21 protein-coding genes are annotated in these 17028 nt (G+C 58.1%); 17 read left to right on the top strand and 4 right to left on the bottom strand.

Going from position 1 to position 17028, the window contains the following annotated elements; translation table 11 throughout:
- Positions 1 to 2 precede the first annotated feature (2 nt).
- The 4 genes from K663_RS02160 (at position 3) to K663_RS02145 (ending at position 6487) form a co-directional block, all read left to right on the top strand.
- A complete protein-coding gene (locus K663_RS02160; RefSeq protein WP_044661459.1) occupies positions 3 to 3161 on the top strand; it encodes a UvrD-helicase domain-containing protein in 3159 nt (1052 codons plus the stop codon).
- Between the two features lie 657 nt (positions 3162 to 3818).
- The gene (locus tag K663_RS23740) at positions 3819 to 4226 is read left to right on the top strand and encodes a hypothetical protein (protein ID WP_145902201.1); all 408 of its coding nucleotides are present in this window, start codon (positions 3819 to 3821) and stop codon (positions 4224 to 4226) included.
- Between the two features lie 9 nt (positions 4227 to 4235).
- Positions 4236 to 5237, top strand: coding sequence for a hypothetical protein (locus tag K663_RS02150; protein WP_044661457.1), 1002 nt, complete (start codon positions 4236 to 4238; stop codon positions 5235 to 5237).
- Positions 5237 to 6487 carry an MBL fold metallo-hydrolase gene (locus tag K663_RS02145; RefSeq protein ID WP_044661456.1) on the top strand — a complete coding sequence of 417 codons (1251 nt, stop codon included), beginning with the start codon at positions 5237 to 5239 and terminating at the stop codon, positions 6485 to 6487. The genes K663_RS02150 and K663_RS02145 overlap by 1 nt, the downstream gene beginning before the upstream one ends.
- A 69-nt stretch (positions 6488 to 6556) precedes the next feature.
- Here K663_RS02145 and K663_RS02140 read toward each other — a convergent pair whose 3' ends face one another.
- Positions 6557 to 7126 carry a hypothetical protein gene (locus K663_RS02140; RefSeq protein ID WP_052628189.1) on the bottom strand — a complete coding sequence of 190 codons (570 nt, stop codon included), beginning with the start codon at positions 7124 to 7126 and terminating at the stop codon, positions 6557 to 6559.
- Positions 7127 to 7207: 81 nt separating this feature from the next.
- Here K663_RS02140 and K663_RS24255 point away from each other — a divergent pair, with 81 nt between their 5' ends.
- The 13 genes from K663_RS24255 (at position 7208) to K663_RS02085 (ending at position 14951) form a co-directional block, all read left to right on the top strand.
- Positions 7208 to 7375: a hypothetical protein gene (locus K663_RS24255; RefSeq protein WP_157009805.1), complete on the top strand. Its 168-nt coding sequence runs from the start codon at positions 7208 to 7210 to the stop codon at positions 7373 to 7375.
- Between the two features lie 122 nt (positions 7376 to 7497).
- Positions 7498 to 8841, top strand: a complete 1344-nt coding sequence (locus K663_RS02135; protein ID WP_172668317.1) for an anti-phage deoxyguanosine triphosphatase — start codon at positions 7498 to 7500, stop codon at positions 8839 to 8841.
- A gap of 178 nt (positions 8842 to 9019) precedes the next feature.
- Positions 9020 to 9532, top strand: coding sequence for a hypothetical protein (locus K663_RS02130; protein ID WP_083535803.1), 513 nt, complete (start codon positions 9020 to 9022; stop codon positions 9530 to 9532).
- 131 nt (positions 9533 to 9663) lie between these two features.
- The gene (locus K663_RS24250; RefSeq protein ID WP_044661455.1) at positions 9664 to 9933 is read left to right on the top strand and encodes a hypothetical protein; all 270 of its coding nucleotides are present in this window, start codon (positions 9664 to 9666) and stop codon (positions 9931 to 9933) included.
- Complete coding sequence (locus K663_RS02120; protein ID WP_062113527.1) at positions 9917 to 10372, top strand: type II toxin-antitoxin system VapC family toxin; 456 nt, start codon at positions 9917 to 9919, stop codon at positions 10370 to 10372. Before K663_RS24250 ends, K663_RS02120 begins: the two co-directional genes overlap by 17 nt.
- Before the next feature lie 127 nt (positions 10373 to 10499).
- Entirely contained in the window at positions 10500 to 10634 is a 135-nt protein-coding gene (locus tag K663_RS25055) for a hypothetical protein (protein WP_256382204.1), read from the top strand.
- A 17-nt stretch (positions 10635 to 10651) separates the two neighbouring features.
- Complete coding sequence (locus tag K663_RS02115; protein ID WP_044661454.1) at positions 10652 to 10840, top strand: DUF6961 family protein; 189 nt, start codon at positions 10652 to 10654, stop codon at positions 10838 to 10840.
- 123 nt (positions 10841 to 10963) lie between these two features.
- Positions 10964 to 11581, top strand: coding sequence for a hypothetical protein (locus K663_RS02110; RefSeq protein ID WP_044661453.1), 618 nt, complete (start codon positions 10964 to 10966; stop codon positions 11579 to 11581).
- Between the two features lie 28 nt (positions 11582 to 11609).
- On the top strand, positions 11610 to 12002 hold the full coding sequence (locus tag K663_RS02105; protein ID WP_044661452.1) for a heavy metal-binding domain-containing protein: 393 nt from the start codon (positions 11610 to 11612) through the stop codon (positions 12000 to 12002).
- Positions 12003 to 12024: 22 nt separating this feature from the next.
- The gene (locus tag K663_RS02100; RefSeq protein WP_062113519.1) at positions 12025 to 12570 is read left to right on the top strand and encodes a hypothetical protein; all 546 of its coding nucleotides are present in this window, start codon (positions 12025 to 12027) and stop codon (positions 12568 to 12570) included.
- A gap of 72 nt (positions 12571 to 12642) precedes the next feature.
- Positions 12643 to 13035, top strand: a complete 393-nt coding sequence (locus tag K663_RS02095; RefSeq protein ID WP_237227919.1) for a hypothetical protein — start codon at positions 12643 to 12645, stop codon at positions 13033 to 13035.
- Between the two features lie 69 nt (positions 13036 to 13104).
- On the top strand, positions 13105 to 14445 hold the full coding sequence (locus tag K663_RS02090) for an IS1380 family transposase (protein ID WP_043155119.1): 1341 nt from the start codon (positions 13105 to 13107) through the stop codon (positions 14443 to 14445).
- 86 nt (positions 14446 to 14531) lie between these two features.
- Complete coding sequence (locus K663_RS02085) at positions 14532 to 14951, top strand: hypothetical protein (protein ID WP_237227918.1); 420 nt, start codon at positions 14532 to 14534, stop codon at positions 14949 to 14951.
- 90 nt (positions 14952 to 15041) lie between these two features.
- Here the strand turns inward: K663_RS02085 and K663_RS02080 are convergent, their stop codons facing one another.
- The 3 genes from K663_RS02080 to K663_RS02070 all read right to left on the bottom strand — a co-directional run bounded on the left by K663_RS02080 (position 15042) and on the right by K663_RS02070 (position 16899).
- Complete coding sequence (locus K663_RS02080) at positions 15042 to 15776, bottom strand: hypothetical protein (protein WP_083535801.1); 735 nt, start codon at positions 15774 to 15776, stop codon at positions 15042 to 15044.
- A gap of 413 nt (positions 15777 to 16189) precedes the next feature.
- Positions 16190 to 16537 (bottom strand): thermonuclease family protein, encoded by a 348-nt coding sequence (locus K663_RS23130; RefSeq protein WP_083535799.1) that lies wholly within the window; start codon positions 16535 to 16537, stop codon positions 16190 to 16192.
- Positions 16538 to 16650: 113 nt separating this feature from the next.
- The gene (locus K663_RS02070) at positions 16651 to 16899 is read right to left on the bottom strand and encodes a hypothetical protein (protein ID WP_020819327.1); all 249 of its coding nucleotides are present in this window, start codon (positions 16897 to 16899) and stop codon (positions 16651 to 16653) included.
- Between the last annotated feature and the right edge of the window lie 129 nt (positions 16900 to 17028).

Here is a 17028-nt window from a genome sequence, read left to right as displayed (position 1 = left end):
ACATGACCGTTCCCAATATCACGACCGTCGTGGCGTCTGCCGGTGCCGGCAAAACCACCCGAATTGTCGGCAACATCGCGAAGGAGGTCACATCCCGTGATCCCGAGACGATCGTCGCAACCACATTCACGGTGAAAGCGGCGGACGAACTGATCGAGCGCTCGCGTGCTAAACTGTTCGAATTGGGCATGCCGGATAAGGCAGCGCGATTGCTTGGAGCCCGCTTTGGAACGGTGAACGCCATTTGCGGTCAGATTGTATCTGAGAACGCCATCGCTTTGGGGCGATCTCCGCGGGCCGAGGTCATTCCCGAAGGCAGCGTGCCACGAATTTTCGCGATCGCTGCTGATGCTGCGATTGAGCGCCACGCGCCGACGCTTAACTCGCTCGCCGATGTCATGGGGTTCTTCGAGCCCAAGCGAGCCGCTGACGCTGAACGAAGTGATTGGCGGACCACCGTCAGGCGTTTGATCGAGCTCGCTCGAGCGAATGGAATTCCCGCCCAGGATCTATCCGTTTCAGCGGAGCGATCAGTCGCAACCTTCCTCGAACTGCTACCACCGGTGTCGATCCGACGCAGTGACGATCTTGATGCAGATTTGCGAAAGGCCGTAAGTTCGGCAGTGACTGCGGTTCCTGTTGAATCGAGCGCAACTGCCAAGCCCCACGTAATGTTGCTGCGCCAGACCGATGCAAGCATTCGTCGAGGAGAACGGATTTCCTGGCCAAACTGGGCCCGCCTATCGAAGGTGGGCTGCGCCAAGAAAGATGGTCAGGCCTTCATCGACGCTCTCGACGCAGTTGCACAAGCAGCGAGCCGCCACCCTGCACATCCGCGGCTTCGGGAGGATTGCAGCCAGTTCATCAGGTCGGTCTTCGCCTGTGCGACCGAAGCCCTGACCGCATTCCAAGCTTATAAAGCAAAGCGCGGCTTATTGGATTTCACCGACCAAGAGGCGCTCGCGCTCGACGTCCTTCGCGATCCGGTAATGTCCGCCGGACTGGGCGAGCGCATTGGTCGGCTGTTTGTCGATGAATTTCAAGATTCCAGCCCGCTTCAAGTCGCCATTTTCACTGCGATGTCCGGGTTAGTCGACGCAAGCACGTGGGTGGGAGACCCCAAGCAGGCCATCTACGGCTTCCGCAATGCGGACAGCGCCCTCACCCAAGCCGCGTTTGCAGGGGTAGCTGCATCGTCGAGTGAACCGCAGGATGTGCTAGCGACCTCATACCGAAGCCGCGAGGGCATCATAAACCTCGTCAACGCCGCCTTTGCGCCAGCCCTGAGCGCGATGGGTCTTAAGGCGGAGGATCATGCGTTCAGCGGAACGGGTCGCAGCGAAGAGGGATTCACGCAGGCGCCGCTGGCAGTCTGGTGGCTCGAAGGAAAGCTTGAGCTTCAATATGCCGCTTTAGCCGCCCAAATCCGCGAGATGGTGACAGCCGACCAAACATGGGAAGTGGCAGCCAAGCCCAATGGCGTTCGGGCGCTCCGCGCTGGAGACATAGCGATTCTGTGCCGCAGCAAAGCGGACATCGCCAAAGTGTCGGCTGCGCTCAGTCAGCAAGGTGTCAAGGCAGCCGTTGAGCGTGAAGGCCTTACCCAAACGCCGCATGTCCAACTGGTAATGGCGGCATTCCGCTGGGTTGCAGATCCCACAGACCGTCTCGCGCTTGCCGAACTTGCCCGCTTCTTCGCCGAGGATCCAGAATCAGAAACCTGGCTTGAGGCGCTTGGCGCGGAAAATGCCTCAGAGGCACTGCTCGCCATCGTACCAATCTCCACAGCCCTCCAAGAGATTCATGAGGGCATTTTGTCGCTGACGCCAGCCGACCTTATCGATGCGATCATCCTTCTCCCTGAGCTCAATCGCCACATCGAAAGTTGGGGCGATGTGCCGGCGCGTCTCGATGATCTCGAAGCGCTTCGCGGCTTCGCTCGGAGCTATGAGGAAAGCTGCGCGGGCGAGGGATCTCCTGCGACGCCTTCGGGGCTGGCACTCGCGTTGGCTGCAGAGAACCCAGCCCGCCCGCGAAGCCTTCGGGACGATGCTGTTAAAGTCATGACCTACCATGGAGCGAAGGGGCTTGAATGGCCCGTCGTAATCCTGACTGGGCTAGGCAAAGAACCAAAGCCTCGACTGTTCGAACCCATGGCCGAGGCTGATGGTGACGTGGATTGGCAAAATCCTCTCGTCGGACGCTGGATCCGCTATTGGCCTTGGCCATATGCGAGCCAAGAAAAGGACGTATATCTCGATTCTTCAGCGCCCAGTTCGGCGCTTGGGCAACGGGCTGCGATCCGATCGAGGGATGAGGAGGCCCGCCTTCTTTACGTCGGCATGACCCGCGCTCGCGATCATCTTGTGTTTGCGGCTCCAGCTAAGGGGACACTTCACTGGTTGAAGGTTCTCGATGGGGACGAAACGGAGCATTTCGCTCTACCACGCAGCGGAGGCGAAGAAATCCATGCGGGGACGAAAACTTTTCCTGCAAGAACAGCAACGCTGGTGTGCGGTGAAGGCGGGGAGTCTCAACCTCCGGTTGTATCATTCGGACGCATCGCGCGGCCAGCGACGCACCGAGCGCCGCTTTATCGTCGCCCTAGCGAGGCTTCCAGCAGCGAAACCTTCATCATCGTAGAGAAATCGACGATCGGCCCGCGTTTGCCGTTCGCAGGCAGCCCAGACATGACCCTGCTCGGCGAAGCCGTGCACGCTATCATTGCGGCAGATCAACCTCACGATTCGTATGATGCCCGGCTTATTCAAGCACAGGCGATCCTCGATCGCTGGGGGGTGCATCAGGTTGCCGCAAAGGACGTGCTGGAAGCCAATGAGCGGCTGTTCGCTGAGATCTCGAAGCGATGGCCGAGCGGCCGAATTCATCGCGAGACCCCAGTTTCCGCCCGGATCGGAGATCAGCTTGTAACGGGTCGCATCGATTTACTGGTTGAACATGACAGCGGCTTCGCCATCATCGATCACAAATCCTTCCCAGGTTCGCCGGATAGCTGGGATGCCCGAGCGGTCGGGCACGGCTCGCAAATCCAGCTCTACGCTGACGCGCTCGACAAGGCCCGGCCTGGTGTTCCCTGCGAACTATTCATCCACATGCCGATAGTCGGAGGCCTTCTGCAGGTGGGCACCAGTTCATGCTGATGCCTGCTTTCCGGCTCACCGCCCTTTCCCTATACCCCCCATTCAGCAACCAGAATGACGTCTGGATGTGAAAATCCCAAATCCTGAGGGATGCAGTCAACCCACGGAAATCGAATAAAGATGCCTCAAATTTACGACGTCAGCTCTTTGGCTCGGTGGGACGCGGCCCATCCAGGTAACGCTGTACGCGCGCTGTTCGAGCGATGGGCTCGGCCGGGTTGTCCACTTTCGCCAGAGACGCCACTGCGGATGATGCCCTTTAAGGACAGCATCGCCATCTATCATTACGGTAGGAAAGTGGGCTCTTTGCTTTCGGCTGATGCCGCACCCTTGCTCACCGTGACCGCCGATGACGGTGTGCGGACCTATCGCCCTGCAGCACTTGCGACCCCGAAGCGAACGGATGAGATAATCAGCAGCGTAGAGGAGGCGTGTACGACACGATACGAGGGTTCTTGTTTCCTCGAAGAGGTCATCGCAGCTAACCCCGGTGTGATCGGCATGACCGCGGAATCTGGTTCCGGAGACCGCCGATATGGAGGTCGCATAGCTGTTGCTCAGGGAGGAACTGGCTACCCCGCCGGAATAGCGTTGTGGGACGTCATAACTGCCTGCTCCCCTATGTTACACGGGCGAGATGGTAGCGAGCCGGCCATAATGCAGCCCATTGAAAAGAGGAATCACGACAACGCCGCAGCGGCATATTGGCGTCAAGCGGCCAAGGTCCTGGTGGACCTGGACGACCTGTTCGGTAGTAGCACAACCCATAGCAGCGTTTCTTTGTGGCGCGCCGTATCCACCAAACTATCGGTAGTCCTTATCGGCCCTCCGGGTTTGATCGTCAGCACCTATTGGCCGCAAGGTTACAATCCTCCCGTGGCAAGCCGGCGGATGCAGCAGTGCGTTGATAAGCTCTCCCGAACTGGTGTTATCGACGTTCTGCAGGAAGGCGGCCGAACGGTCGTGATGGCACAGCCGGCAACGGACGCCACGTCCTCGGCCAAGCTGACACTACCTTTGTTGAACGATTCACCCATGACCAAATCTGTCGCAATTGATGAGTAGAGAGCCTTCATGCCACTTTTTGAACGCAAATTCGACGTCGACGCCCTTCGCAACTATCGGGATGTCGCCGTCATCAAAGCTCTGTTCGACCGCTGGGTGCTGCCGGGCGAAGATGCGGGTCCACATGGACTACGCGTTGCGGTGCGCAATGGTTATTTGAACTTTTATGTAAAGGGTCAGTCCATAGCCAAGCTGAGTATAAGTTCCGGCTCGCCTCGCTTCGAAGTCCACGACAAATATGTGGCGGGTGTCGTTAAAGGGCACGAAGACGAGAGCAAATATGCTCAGAAATACACCTCCTTCTCGCTCGGTCATGGGACGGAGATACCCATGATGGAGGTCACCAAATGGGTTCACACCGCTGAAACCTATGCAGGTGACGAGAAGCGCTTCGTAGATGATTTGGTCGCCGTCACTGCGGGCACGCTGGATCTAGAAATGGCTCTTCCTGCCCGTCCCGATGCCACTGGGAAAGTGGCGCCGCGCATGGATCTGGTAGTCGCGCAGGGTCATGATATCGGGTTCTGGGAAGCGAAATGCGCCGTAAACGGTGAGCTACGGTCCGACCACAATAAGCCAGCGGCACCGCACGTAGTGGTTCAGCTCCGCAAATACGTGGCATGGATGGATAACGACAGCGGTCCCAGCGAGGTACGCTCAGCCTATTCCGAAGCTGCACGGATCCTTCTCGCGCTAGCCGAAATGTTCGGCAAGACCGGCCCCGCCATTGCGGCGTGGCAGACATTTGCCGACGCTGGCGATACTGCATCCGTCATCCTTCCTCCCGGAGTGGTCGTCGGCAACTACTGTTCGCCCCGAGCCAACGGGGTGCTACGCGAGACGGAGATGGAGCGCTATCGCTCCCATGGGGCTTCCTTCGTGCAAAACCAGCATGAGGCGCGCCTCAAACGGTTTGGTATCAAAGTCCTTCCAATTGGCTGCAAGCCTGCAACCTCCTGCCTCTGCATTCTGGTCCCAGGCAAGATCGCGGAAGTGGAACCGCGCCCCTGATGCTTGAGGTGATTGTTCATCGCGGCACGCGCGCGATCGGCGGCTCGTGCATCGAACTCGTCGCCTCAGGAGGCGAGCGCTTGATCCTGGATGCCGGCCGGCCGCTCGACGCACCGCGCGAGGCGAGCGGCCTCCTACCCCAGACACTCGATCGCGACGGTCCGGCCACCGTCCTGTTCAGCCACGCGCACATGGATCACTGGGGCCTGATCGACGAACTGCCCGCGCATTGGCCACTTTGGACCGGTGAAAAAGCAGCGGAGTTGATGCGGCTTACATCCGGCCTGTTCGGGACGCCGCTTTCGCGTTCGATCTCTACTTGGCGGGCTAGGTCAGGTCCTCTCGCCCTCGGCGCATTCACGGTGACCCCATTTCTCACCGACCACAGCGCCGCTGACGCGTACATGCTCCTGATCGAAGCAGAGGGCCGCCGCATACTCTATTCTGGAGATTTTCGCTGCCATGGGCGTAAGGCCGCACTCGTTGAGGCGATGATCGCAAATCCGCCGCGAGACGTGGACGCGCTGATCATCGAAGGCACGAACCTGGGAACCCACAAGCCTGTCGTCACCGAAGCGCAGCTGGAGCATGATTTTACCCAGCTTGCCCAGGAGGTGCCGGGACACATCTTCGTAAACTGGTCCGCACAGAATCTCGATCGAACAGTCACATTGTTCCGCGCCGCGAAACGCACCGGGCGTTCCCTGGTGGTGGACCTTTATGGCGCAGACGTGCTGGAACGGATCGCACCTGGCACTGGGATCCCCTTACCCGGCGATCCGCGCTTCCCTGAGTTGCAGGTAATCATTACCGGCTCCGGAAAACGCCTCTATGCAAGGCAAGGACGGGATGACTGGGTCGACGCTCTTGCTAGGAAACCATATGCCACCTCCCGCAAGCGCCTATCAGGCGGTCGAGCGATAGTTATGACGCGGGACTCCATGGTGGCAGAGTTCGCGCGCGGTGGCCTCGGCTTCACAGACCGTGATGCATACGTCTTCTCCAATTGGCGCGGCTACTTGGATGAAACCGCACCAAACACGGGTTGGGGTCATGCCCTGCAGGCCGGTGCGAAGGCGCTGCACCTCCACACCAGCGGCCACGCCAGCCCTTTCGACATCGCGCGCTTTGCCAAAGCGGTAAACCCGTGCGCCCTGGTCCCAGTCCACGGTTTGTCATGGGATGCACCAGGCATCGACCTTCCGCCTATCCAGCGCCTTGCCGATGGGGAACGCTGGCTGGTGCCGTAACCACAGTGGTCCCGACGCCAAAGGACCGGCCGCATCAGGCGTAATGTTTGATCGCGAGATGCTTAATCATCACGCCACCTCTGGAGTCAGCTCTGAAACGATAGCTGCGAACGCCTGCTCGACGTCCTCACCACCCATCACCTCTTCAATCAGAAGCTCCCTAAACTGCTTGATAGCAGAGGGCATCCGAACGCGATTGGCTGAGTAATAGTCCCAAACGATCTGCACGGCTGTCCCGCGATCGCACTTCGCTTTGCGTTCATTGGCTTTGCGCCATTCTCCCAACTGCAGGAAAAATGCGGGCTCCACATTTTTCCAGTCGAAAGCAGCGACCTTCGCCTGTTCAGCCTCGGGATTCGGGAAAACGTCAGCAGGCAGGTTGGTCCGCAGTTGAACTACAAGGCAGGTGAGGTCCGGGTAGCCAAGGGGCGCTGTAAACGCACGTACTGTAGCCAGCCGGCGACCGAGCCCGACTGGCACTTGTTTTTGAATCGCCACATTGTCCGGATGACGCAGTTTCGCTCGGTCGATCAACTGAAGACAAGTAAGCTTCTCCCCGCCCCGTGCCGCTTCAACCAGCACAGGATAGAGGAGTTCTGCAATCTCGATATCCACCGGTGTGATATTACGCTGCGTCAATTCCGAACTTCTCCTGTCAATGCCCGCAGGGCCCTCTGACGAATGCGTCAGTCCCAAGGACTGCTGAGGGATGATATCTGATTGCACGACAAAATTGGTCGCATTGAGCCGATGCCTGCCGTTCCAGAAGTCATCATTCCGCAGTCGTTACGTTCTAAGCTCTTAATTTTTTGTGGAAGCGTTGCCCGCGACATCTTTTTTCCAACCAGCGCCGCAGAAGCACGTTCTTTGATCCGTGGTGAGGTTTGAGGATAGGACTACCCCTTCTTGCGACGTTTATCCGCGGCCGCGCGTCAGTGGCGGAACGGGGTCGGTTCCCGCACTTCATTCTCCATGCTAGCGGGCAGATATTGTGCAGAGGAACTGGGGACATGATGAGCTGGCTCGATCGCAGAACACCAGAGTTGCGAAAATCTTTTGATGCGCGATCTGAGGGCGACGTGGATTATGGCCGCGTCGTCCACTCAGCCTCCTTTCGGCGGCTGCAGGGTAAAACCCAAATCCTCAACCTAGGGGAAAGCGATTTCTACCGCACCCGCCTCACACATTCGCTTGAAGTCGCGCAGATCGCTGGCGGGTTAGCCAAACAGCTCGTCCATAATCTGCCCGGCCATCCAGCCCTTGAGCACCTTCCCGAACATGCGCTCCTTCAGGCGATCGCCTGCACCCATGATTTGGGGCATCCTCCATTCGGTCATGGCGGCGAAATTGCCCTCAACTACTGCATGAGAGATCATGGCGGCTTTGAAGGGAACGGCCAAACGCTTCGGATTCTATCGCGCCTGGAGAAATTTTCTGAGGTTGCCGGCTCGAACCTGACGCGCGAGACGCTGCTCGGCGTTCTTAAATACCCCGCGTCGTTCAGCGAAGTGGCCAACCCGGACCTCCGTCCGGGAATGTTAGCAGATACGAGCGGTATGCCGCTGCTTGATCGCAAGGCATCCGAGCCTCCGAAATGCTTTTTGGATTGCGAGCAGGATGTCGTGGACTGGATCCTCTCCCCGCTTTCCAAGGGCGATCAGGATGCTTTCCGCCAGTTTGACATTCGTGCAGGGAGGCATGCCAAAGCACGCCATAAATCCCTCGCTTGCTCGATCATGGACCTTGCAGATGACATCAGCTTCGGCATCCACGATCTAGAGGACGCGCTCGAGCTTAAACTGATAGATCAAAAGCAGTTTCAAATGCACGTGCCCGTTTCGGCCTGCCAAGGCCTACTCGACTATCTTAACAGCCAATATCGCGGGCAGTATGGCAACGACGTATATGGTGGCCTACTCGATCGCCTATTTGGTGACGGCAACGACCGCAAACACCAGATCAACCGGATCCTCAACTTCGTCATCCCGAGCATCCAGATCCGCGACGAAGCCGAATTTGAGGAGCACAGGCTTCGGTATCGTGCGGAGGTGCCAAAACCCGTAGCGGATTTCCTGGCTGCGGTAACGAAGCTGGTTTACGAGGAAGTCATTTGTAGCCCCAGCGTCCAGCATCTCGAGTTCAAAGGGCAGATGATGGTAATCGCCGTATTTGAGGTCATGAAGTCTGAGCCCAAGAGATTCCTGCCCTGCGATGCGTACGCCAAATTCGCCAGCTCTTCCGATCCGATGAGGATCATCTGTGATTATGTTTCAGGCATGACGGACTACCACCTGCTGCGAACCTATGAACGCCTTTTCGCACCGCGGATGGGATCGGTTTTTGACAAGCTTTGAAATGCGCAAGGGGTGTTTCGGCTGTTGCGAAGCGGTTCTGCGTCAACCAATTACAGGCGGCTTGCATATCAGCTTGTCAGAATTCGGGTGGCCAAGATCGAGATCCAACCACAAATCTTATGACCGATTTTGACGCAAGATCACCTCATCAGGCTCCGAACAACGGCAGGGAGCAGATGTGGCGGAACGCGAGAATGATCTTCTAGCCTGGGTAGGCGCGGGCGTCGCCTTCGCATTAATGATGCAGGTAGCCCCTTTCCGTTGGGCCGCTTACGCGCTTGCCGCATGGCTGGGAGTTCTAGCGTTTCAAGATTGGTGGAGCGAACATGAGCTACCTGCAAGGTCCCCCGTTGTAGAATGGACAATCGAGGAGCAGGCACTTCAATCCAACGCTGACGATCAGCAGCTTCGCTATTCCGTGAAGGGATGGTTTCAAAACCATGGGATGGAGGCACTCGAAAGCGCGACCCTGGCCGGTCGCCTTTACGAATGCGATACACCCGACCAGCCAATCGACCGGTGCACCCCTGTCAGCGAAAGCCAGGATAATCTGTCGCTCGATCTGAAGCCGGGTTTCCGCACGCATTTTACAGCATATCCCCAATTCAGCGGCGCAGGAGGACCTAATCCACGGGTGGTTTGGAACATGCAAAACATCATCGCAGATAATGATTGGAAGCTCGATCAGTGAAGTCGATTCCCTCAAGTCCTCTTTTCTACCAGGACAAAACGACGGTGTCAGATTTCAGGGCTAGCCAAAACGGAATTTCGATAGCCCACCGAGCGTCGACATGATATATCTCATCGCAAAGGAGCTCGGTCATGGGTCGTGCCGAAAATATCCAGCTCAACGTCCGCTCGGCTTTTGCGCGCGATCGGGTCCGTGCGCTTGCGAAACTCACCGGCATGACGGCCAGTGAGGTGATCGAGGACGCGCTGCGAGGTTATGTCCCGCCAGGTATTCCAGCCAATACCGGCAAGCTGGTGCGGCGCGGCGCGCTGCTGGTTCGTCCGTCGAGCGGCAAGCCGGTCAGCCTCGAAAGCGCCAATGAGGCTCTCGATCGAACCCGTGAGCATGACATTGACGATTGATGCGCTAATCGACAGCAATGTGATTATAGCGGCGTTGGCAGGCGATCATGAGCATCATGCTTCGTCGGCCGACCTGTTCGACGCTGGTCGCGGTCATGTGCTGGGCGTTGCCGCACACAGCTATGCCGAAGTCTATAGCACCCTGACCCGTCGCGGCACACACGCGCCATTTCGTTTCACGGCAAAGGAAGCCTGGGCCGCGCTTGAAAGCGTGAGAACCGTCACCCAGTTGATCGGCTTGACCCCGGCGCAGACGTTCGACACGGTGCGCAGCTATGCAGCCGATGGCGGGATCGGGGCTCGCCTCTACGATCGAATGATCGGCGAAACAGCGGTGGTACACGGTATCCCCACGATCGTGACCTGGAACATCGGTCATATGCGCGGCCTATTCCCGACGCTCGATGTCCGCACTCCTCGCGATTTTCCGAGGGCATGACAGCTTCAATCCGTTCGAAATCCAGCGTTTATAAGACGATTAGCCCACCGCCCCAGCTATTAGCCTGATCGAAATATCTCCGAACAATAAGGCTCACGTCAAAAGAGGATATGTCGTGCGCGGGTGCTTGATAACTTTGGGAGTGCTGATCGCGGGTATCGCACTTGTACTTACCACCTACGGCTACGGAATCCTTGGCGAGCAGCGCTATCGCTACAAGATGACGGTGGAAGTCCAGACGCCGTCCGGCGTTAAGAGCTAATCCAGGAGAGCGATAGGATGACCAACGATCATATCGCACTGGGCGCGGCCATGATGCTGTTGAGGAGACATGGTAACCAAGCGCCGGTCAAAGTAGCCGAGCGGATCGGCGAACTTGCTGTCGAAGCTGATTGGGAAGGGTTGTCCTTCTGGAAGCTGATAGCATCCAAAATGGACCAAATACTTCAAACAGGCTCGGTCCAGTAAGACGGTCCGCAGGGCAAGGTTCTTCAATCCCAGAGGCCGTTCGCTTGACATCCCGACCGGCGCTCTGCCACACGATGACTGGCCTTGGGGAAGGCCAAATATGGGGGTAAATCAATGAGATTGATGTATGTTGCGCTCGCGTGCGCAATCGCGTCGTCAACGCCTGCACATGCTCAGGTTCAAGCGCCTGCACTCGCCGTGGGACCCGCGGCCAACAATGTTCTCCGCACAGGCACTGAAATCCAACTTAAGATGGAAGAGCCCCTGACGACCGAAGGCAAGAAACTTCGGGTAGGTCAGCACTTCAGGCTCTCCGTGATCGAGCCGGTTTCCGTTGGGGGACAGGTCGTCATTCCGGTCGGTTCGCCAGCCGTCGGTGAAATCACCGAGGTTCGTAATAAAGGGATGTGGGGCAAGTCAGGCCATTTGACCGCCTCGCTCCTCAATGTGAGCGTGAACGGGCGCCAGATCCGGCTGACCGGCACGTTTGATGACAAAGGCGTTACCGGAACGGCAGGCGTCGTAGCTGCTGTGGCCTTCGTTCCTGTCGTTGGATTTTTCACCACAGGAACAAGCGCCAAAATCGCTGCGGGATCGCAGGTCAAGGGCTTTATCGGTGAAGACGTGCCTTTGGTCTTCGCTGAGGCCACACCTTCCGAGCCTGTGACCGTTCCTGTCGCAGCTTCCTCAGTCGCAATCGCAGCCCAGTCGGCTCCGACGGTGGCTCCCGCCGCGAAGTAAGCCGGCTCCAACAGGGAAAGTATACTTTATGCGTTTCGTTCTGATTGCCGCCCTCTCGATGGGTATTGCAGCGCCTGCCTTGAGCCAAGCGCCCCATGCCCAGCCGCTCGTAAACGAGGAAGTCGGCGTCCCCGTTTTTCCATACGATATCACTGACCGCCCTTATGAGATCCTAGGAGAGGTCAAGGCGGGCGTCCGCAAAGCAACGGTGTTCAGCAAGTCGCCCTCGCAGGACAAAATCTACAAGGAGCTTTGGGAACGCGCGCAAAAGCTCGGTGCTGATGCCGTGGTCAAAGCGCAGTATGGCGATGCTCACGTGTCGGCATTCAGCTGGGGCAAGGCGAATGCGACTGGCACCGCGGTCCGCTTCTTGTCGGCAAGCGGTACCGCCGCGGCAGCTACCACTGCGGGCTCTCACTAACTCAATGTTGCGCGCAGCCTTTATGGCAGGACTTCTCCTAGTCGGCAGCCCGTTGGCGGCCGCACAGGACGTCGCTTCAGAAGCCTCCGTCGTCCCGGCCCCATCCCATCCTCGTTGGGTAAAAGGGACGGATGTCGAACTGATGGTTGTTCGGGAAGTCAACAGCCGATCAGCTAAAGCCGGCGACCGCTTCCGGCTGCGCGTCAACTCACCTGTGACAGTTGATGGGGCAACCGCAATCCCGATCGGATCTACTGCTTGGGGCGAAATCGTTTCCGTCTCGGGCACCAGCGCGGCGGGAGGAAAAGGCCAACTGAGCCTGCGCTTGATCCACGTCGACACGCAATGGGGGCCGGTCGCGTTGGCCGGTACGAAGGGCACTGAAGGTGCCTCAAACACGGGCGGAGTCATTTTGGGCGTGTTAGGCTTTGGCCTCCTCGGCCTCCTTAACAAAGGCGGCAATGCGACCTTCAAGGCGGGCGATATCATTCACGGATACATCGCAGATGGCGAAGAGCCTGCAGCCCCTCCGCTTCTAATCTCGAACCAAGACGGCCCTAATACTTGATATATGTTGGCCGGTTGCGCGATCTTTACATCGCAGAAATATCTTAGACATCTGATACAGAGAAGCTGAGCAATGTCTTTCCGCTACCCATCTTCTAGTCCGCTTCATCCTGAGGCGCTCAAGCGGAAGCAACGTAGCTTACGTGATGGCTTCGCAATGCCTCTCACTCTTCGAGTTCACCGAGCGCTTTCCTGGCTGCGCCGTGCAGAAGCCAGCGAAGGCGATGAAGATGTGCGCTTCATACTGCTTTGGATCGGGTTTAACGCAGCGTACGCAGGCGACGTTAGCCTAGCGTTGGGTGGAGAGAGTCAGCGCGAGCGCGATGCCTTCGCGCGCTTCTTCTCCACTTTGGTTAGCTTCGACAGCAAACATCGAATTTATGACCTGGTTTGGCAGCGCTTCAGTCAAGAAATTAGGCTGCTGCTAGCCCGTATAATTCATCGGGGGTTGGCGGATGTAGCGTAAGCATCTGATTTAACGTATGATTTGGTTGTCTAATCCGATCAACGTCATTTCAAGAAAGCTACACCCGCCATGGACGATCCTACGCTGCCGCTACCTGGTCTGTCACCTGTTTCGGGCAAGCGGTTGGACGTCAGATTTGACGGCGGTCTGCTATCGTCAGACGGCGGGATTTTGCTGTTGCGCGAGGTGGAGCAGCGCCTTGGCGTTGCGGATCGCATGGCGGCCTGCATCAAAGATCCCCGCGCGCCGGATCTGATCACCCACAGCCTTACCGACATTATCCGCTTCCGGCTGATGATGATTGCGGCGGGTTACGAGGATGGCAATGACGCCTCCAGTCTGCGCGTCGACCCGATGTTCAAGCTGGCCCTTGATCTGGCACCTTCGGATCGCGCGCTATGTTCGCAGCCGACGATCTCGCGACTGGAGAACCTGCCTGATACGCGTGCGTTGCTGGGCATGGGCCGGGCGATGGTTGATCTGTATTGCGATTCCTTCCGCACCGTGCCCAAGCGTATTGTCCTCGACATTGATGACACATTCGATGCCGTGCATGGCGGCCAGCAGTTGCGATTATTCAATGCCCATCATGACGAATATGGCTTCCAACCCATCGTCGTGTTCGATGGCGAGGGCCGCTTCATCACTGCCGTGCTACGCCCGGCCAAACGACCCGGCGGCAAGGAAATCAGGGCTTTCCTGCGCCGCCTGATGCGTGCAATCCGCGCCAACTGGCCAAGAACGCAGATCATGCTGCGCGGCGACAGTCATTATTGCTGTCCCGAGGTCATCGACTGGTGCCGGGCGGGCGGACACGACTTCATCCTGGGCGTCGCGCCGACCTCGACATTGCGCCGCCATGTCACCGATCTCGAAACCAGCACCAAAGCGCGCTTCGAGGCCGCAACCGACGATGGCAAGGTGCGCCGCTTCAAGGCATTCCACGACGGCGCTAAAAGCTGGAGCCGCGTCGAGCGGATCATCGCCCGCGTCGAAGTCGGCGATCAGGGGGCCGACACCCGCTTCGTCGTCACCAATCTCAAAAAGGGCTCGCCCCGCTGGCTCTACGAGCAGGTCTATTGCCGGCGGGGGCAGGCGGAAAATCACATCAAGTCGTGGAAAACCCATCTCGCCGCAGACCGTACATCCTGCACAAAGGCCACGGCCAACCAGTTGCGGCTGTTCCTTCATGCCGGTGCCTACTGGCTTATGTGGGGTCTGCGCACCGCCATGCCGAAACGCTCAATATGGCGCACTGTCCAGTTCGATACCTTGCGCCTGCACCTCATCAAGATCGCTGCCCGTGTCGTCGAAATGAAGACCTTGATCCGCGTCCAATGGCCCACCGCCTGTCCCAACCAGCAGATCGTCCGGGTCGCCCTCGATCGTATCCCTCGCCTCGTTACCTGAACAACGGGCCTGGCCCCAAAAACCAAACCCGTCCCTTCAACCCGCAAGCCTCAACATACCCGACCTTCGGCTCATCCCCGGGAGTGATGCACCGCGCCTGCCTCCAACCAAAAACCGAAATCCTGACGCCCGATCAACAACGCGATGAATTATACGGGCTAGACAACCGCTATGTCTTCGCGCCCTTCTGGCATCATCACAATCAGGTTGCCGGTTTCGAGGATTGGAGCGGAATGCTGGAACGGGAGCGCATTGCTACGGCGAACGCCCTTCGTCGCCACGACACCGCCACCTTGCTGTCGATATTGTTTGGACGCCTGTACGTCCTGCGAAACCAATTGGTCCACGGAGGGGCAACCTGGAATAGCGAGGTCAACCGCACTCAAGTTAGAGATTGCGGCGCCTTGCTGGGCTCCCTTCTGCCGCTGTTTATCGACCTGATGATGGACAACGCGGATCATGAATGGCCGATGCCGCACTATCCGGTGGTCGATTCACCGGCTTGACGGCTCGGGGCCGTCCCGGACTTCAATCTCTAAAGCATCAGCGTCGTCGACGTGCAGCATGCCACAAAGTCAGAACCCGCCGCCGCACCATCAGGACGCATCGCGTGCCGTCCGGCTTGCAATATGGGTTCGGATAACGTGCCAACTGTTGCGAAGCTGACGGCGGCGACTGTCGACTTCCTCGCGCGCGCGGCTCGCGATCCGTTCCAGATCAACGACCAGTTCACCGGCAAGGCTGCTCCGCTCTGAGTGGTCAGCGTCCATCATCAGTGCTGCAGCCGTTGAAACCGCATCTGGCACGGTGCGCGAGATAAATGTCGAACAATCGACGATGCTCCATTCGACCGGGCCCCCAGCTGCCATCTCCAACACTTGAGCGCAGTGGCGCCTAGCTGCGGAAAGACGCTGAGCGTATTCTGGTGCAAGCTCTCCCGCCATTTCCCACGCCTCAGCGATGCGGGGATCCGCCTCAGGCTTGATCACTTCCTCGACGATCGGGAGGGACGTCGACTGATCCTCTTCCATCGGGGACAGCGGACGAGCGGCGCGTCCGTCTCGAACCGCGAATTTCCTCCAACACAGGACGAAGGCTGCGATCGCGACACTCACAACCGCGATTCCGAACCAATCACCCAGGACAGCAATAGGCAGAACAACGAAGGCAACGAGGCCAGCCAATCCCGCCACCAGCGCCGCTCCCACCACCTTAGCTGACATGTAGGCGAGTTTGACAATGCTCTGCAAAATCTTAAGCGCCGCATTCCAAGCCAGGTGCAGCAGAACAGCGCCGGTGACCAATAAGAAGGCAATAAAAATTAGCCGCATCAACTCATATCTCCGAGACAAACACTCCTGATGCAACCGTTCTCCCGCCGCGTTTGTCTGGTGCATTCACCAATCCGGCCCCCTCCAGCTCCTGCATAATGCGGCGTGCATAGGCGTTTTGAATACCCAATTCTCGGGCTAATCGGTTTGTCGAACCGGAACGCGATTTTGTTACCAGCTCGCGAGCCATCGCGATGCGATTAGCATGTATGACCGAGCTATCGCTTTGGCGTTCACCCATCATTCCGTTCTCGCTTAACCGAACAGACCAACGAGCCACCTCAAGCCGGATGCCAGCATCATGCCTATGCCCAACAGGAGAAGCCCTCCGATAATGATCACTTCTAGAGCCACGAGATAAGGAAACGCGGGACCATCCACCTCTGTACCCTTCTCATCCCAGCGACGAGCCATCACCTGCACTCCCGCGCCAATTCGAGCCCATTGTCCCACTTCCTCATGTAAACCGCCTGCCCGCGGCCGATCTGCTCACAGGCAACATTCACGCCGTTCACATATACGTGCGCGAGGGTACGACCATAACGGTCGTGTCCGACGCGGCGAATGCTGAGGGAGCCGTTCATGAGATTTTGCAGGCTGCGCTTGCTCGCTTGGCCATCGCCAGGAGCACAGGCGCGCCCCGCCGGACACCTATGTATCTCAGGGGCATCAATACCTACCAGACGTACGCGTTCTCCGTCCAAGCGCAGGGTATCGCCGTCAACGACGGTTACAGCCGCCAGCAGGAATATTCCAAACATGTTAGGTTCCGTTCAGCGTTTCTCGATCACCTCGCAGCCTCTACTGAGGTGGGGCTGACCATGGCAGGTTGAGACCGTCTCGCCATTGGCAGGCTTCCGGTCCCAGACGAGGTTTACTGACCCGACCTGACGTTCTTCGCCAAAACGGAAATCGCGCCACCGATCAGCAAGCCGGCTCCAACCGTGACGAACGGGACGACCGCAGCGATAGCCGCGCCGGCCGCAGCGCCGGTGATGGCGGTGCGCCCCATCTCCGTTTCCCAAGCCTTCTTCACCCCATCGACCGTCTTCTCGCCAATTTTCTGGCTGACCTTTGCGGCGCTGGCTCCTGCCTCTTTCAGCTTATCTCGATCAATCTTCATGATATTTCCCCCTATGATGCTTTCACCACCCTATCGTGACTGCTGGGTCAAGACAGTTTGGCCTCTCATAGGCCAAGAAGAGGAAGGTACGACCGTATCTGTCAGATTCGGTCGTAGTAACTCTCTCCA

Origin of the sequence: Sphingobium sp. MI1205, from assembly GCF_001563285.1 — a bacterium.
Lineage (GTDB): Bacteria > Pseudomonadota > Alphaproteobacteria > Sphingomonadales > Sphingomonadaceae > Sphingobium.
This window is presented reverse-complemented; position numbering and strand designations above follow the sequence as displayed.